Raw genomic sequence first — 2750 nt, 5'->3', positions numbered from 1 at the left:
GACGACCTGGCGCATTTCGCCCTGATCGAGGCCAGCGACGCGCACCGCACCCAAAATCTGGCGTGGCTCACCTGGCGCCGCTGGCTCGATGCGCACGATTTCAAGAAGCTCGAACCCAAGCGCTGGCTCTACTTCAACTACGCCCACCAGATCGCGCAGGCCGCACTAACCGGGCAAGGCGTGGCACTGACCCGCCTGCCGCTGGTGGCCGACAGCCTGGCCTCGGGTGACCTGGTTGAGGTTTTGCCGGGCATGCGCCTGGACTCACCCGTGGCTTACTGGCTCATCGTCGGCCCGCGCAGCGCCGTCCGGCCCGAGATCAAGGCCTTCTGCGACTGGCTGACCGCGCAGGCCGCGCTCACGCGCCAAGCCATCGGCGAGTCTTTGTAAATTTATCTAGACCGGCCAGACAACGCCGTAGTCGTTCAGGATCGCATCGAGCGGCATGTCGTGCGGTTCAGGCTCAAAATCAGACAGGAAACTCGGTGCAAACCCCAATCCCACGGTGAGCGGACGGGGCTCCAGCGTGGTCAGCATGCGATCATAAAAACCGCCGCCATAACCCAGGCGATAACCGCCTGCCGCATAACCCACACAGGCCACGAACAAAAGCGTCGGCACGATCACCTCGGTGTCCTTCGGTTTGGGAATGCCGTAGGCGTCTTCTTCCATCGGGCAGCCTGGATACCAAGCGTGAAACGTCATGGTCTTGTGAACTTTGTCGACCACCGGCAGTCCAATACGCCGGGGCTGCGGCTGATCAAGCAGTTCACCGTCTTCCTTCCAGCGGTGCAGTGCGGGAAGCGGGTCGAATTCACCCTTGATCGGCCAATAAGCGCCAATCACGGCATCCGGGCGACCCACCAGCCAAATGCGCATGACACGCTGCAGCAAGTCGGCGCGTTGTAGTCGATCCGGGAGGTTCAGACGTTGTTCAATGAGAAGCTTGCGAAGCGCCTTTTTTTCAAGTGCCTTTTTTTCATCAGAGTTATCCATAATCTCCACATGCAGTTTCACACCATTTTGACATCGATTGCACTCTGGGGGTGCGTCACTTTGTCAGCCACCGTGCCGGCACAGGCCCAGTCCGTGGGGATCGTCAAGGTGCAAGCGGACGAAGCCATTCTGGAAATGAGCCACGCCTTCAAAAAAGGGGACTCCAAAACCCTGAGCGCGCTGCTGCCGAAAGTGCGTGGCCATGTGCTGGAGCCGTGGGGCGCCTACTGGGAACTTCGCGCCCGGCTCGATACCGCGACCCCCGGCGAAATTCAGGAATTCCTGAGCCGCTTTGCCGGTACCTACCAGGAAGATCGCCTGCGAAACGACTGGCTGCTGTTGCTCGGCCAGAATCGGGAGTGGGGTACTTTCATGGCCGAATACCCCAATTTCCGGATGAACGACGACCGTTCCGTGCGCTGTTACGCCCTGCTGACGGAATTCAATTCGGGCGAACTCGATGTCGCGCGCCAGGTCGAAGCCTTGTGGCTGGTGCAGCGTGACGCTGATGACGGCTGTGCCGCGGCGGCGGAGCAGCAGATCAAGGCCGGCAAGCTCTCGCCTCATTCCGCCTGGCTGCGGGCACGCCTCGGCATGGAAAACGACCGACCGCGTATTGTCAGCCAGGCCATTGGCCTGCTCAACGCCGATTGGGCCACGGCGGCCAGCGCCATTTACGCCAATCCCGCGCACTACCTGAGTGGCAAGCTGCTGGCCCTGCGTCCCCGCACCAAAGAGCTGGTCACGCTGGCCATGATTCGCCTGGCCGCCAAGGACCCCGACGCGGCCGCATCCGAAATCAACAAACTGCGCTGGAAGACCCAGCTCTCGCCGGAGGAACGCAGTTGGGTGTGGGGCGTGATCGGCAAACGCGCCGCCATGCGCCTGTCCGGCGGCGCGCTGACCTACTTCCTGAACGGGCAGGACAAGTTCATGCATGACGACCAGCTGGCCTGGAAGGTCCGCGCCGCGCTTCGGGCCGGCAATTGGGAGCAGGTGTCAATGGCCACCGCCGCCATGAGCGACGGCCAGCGCAAGGACACCACCTGGGTCTATTGGCGGGCCCGCGCGCTGCTGGCCCTGGCCAAGGGGGAGGCTGACCGCGCTGAAGCAACGCGTCTGCTGACCAGCATTGCGGGCGTCAGCGGTTTTTACGAGCAGCTGGCGCTGGAAGAACTGGGCCAGCGCATCAGCGCGCCGGCCCGGCCGGAGGCCCTCACGCCCGACGAGAAGGAAAGCACTCGCCGCAATGTCGGCCTGAGCCGCGCCCTGTACGCGATCCAAATCGGCTTGCGCAGTGACGGCGTGCGCGAATGGAACTACAGCACCAACCTGCACCAGCGCGGCGGCATGAGCGACCGCGAACTGCTGGCAGCGGCCGATTTGGCCTGCGAGCGCGAGGTCTGGGACCGCTGTATCAACACCAGTGACCGGACCAAAACGTTGATTGACTTCGAGCAGCGCTTTCCGATGCCGTTCAAGGACGCGGTGATTCAACGCGCCACACAGATCGGCCTCGACCCGGCTTATGTCTATGGCCTGATCCGTCAGGAAAGCCGTTTCGTCATGGACGCCCGCTCGGGCGTGGGCGCCGCCGGTCTGATGCAAATCATGCCGCCGACGGCCCGCTGGACCGCCAAGAAGATCGGCATGACCGCCTTCAAACCGCACCAGCTCAATGACCGCGATACCAATATTGCCATTGGCACGGGCTACCTCAAGCTGGTGCTGGACGACTTCGCCGGCTCCATGCC

General features: G+C 62.8%; 3 protein-coding genes. 2 read left to right on the top strand and 1 reads right to left on the bottom strand.

The annotated features are described in order from the left end of the window. Window positions 1–390: LysR substrate-binding domain-containing protein (locus B3V69_RS19390; protein WP_296449034.1), on the top strand; the 390-nt coding region annotated here is incomplete at its 5' end. A gap of 6 nt (window positions 391–396) precedes the next feature. On the opposite strand, the gene B3V69_RS19385 is transcribed toward B3V69_RS19390, so the two are convergent. Continuing rightward, a complete protein-coding gene (locus tag B3V69_RS19385) occupies window positions 397–996 on the bottom strand; it encodes a 5-formyltetrahydrofolate cyclo-ligase (RefSeq protein ID WP_296449031.1) in 600 nt (199 codons plus the stop codon). Window positions 997–1005: 9 nt separating this feature from the next. On the opposite strand from B3V69_RS19385, the gene B3V69_RS19380 reads away from it, so the two are divergent. Further along, on the top strand, window positions 1006–2750 hold a 1745-nt coding region (locus B3V69_RS19380; protein WP_296449029.1), incomplete at its 3' end, for a lytic transglycosylase domain-containing protein.

Source organism: Rhodoferax sp. UBA5149 (genome assembly GCF_002413825.1).
Taxonomy (GTDB): domain Bacteria; phylum Pseudomonadota; class Gammaproteobacteria; order Burkholderiales; family Burkholderiaceae_C; genus Rhodoferax.
The sequence above is the reverse complement of the archived record's forward strand: the minus strand, read 5'-3'. Positions and strand labels throughout refer to the sequence as shown.

Coding starts and splice junctions, on each gene's coding strand:
- B3V69_RS19385 (WP_296449031.1), bottom strand. CDS start 996: ATGGATAACTCTGATGAAAAAAAGGCACTTGAAAAAAAGGCGCTTCGC.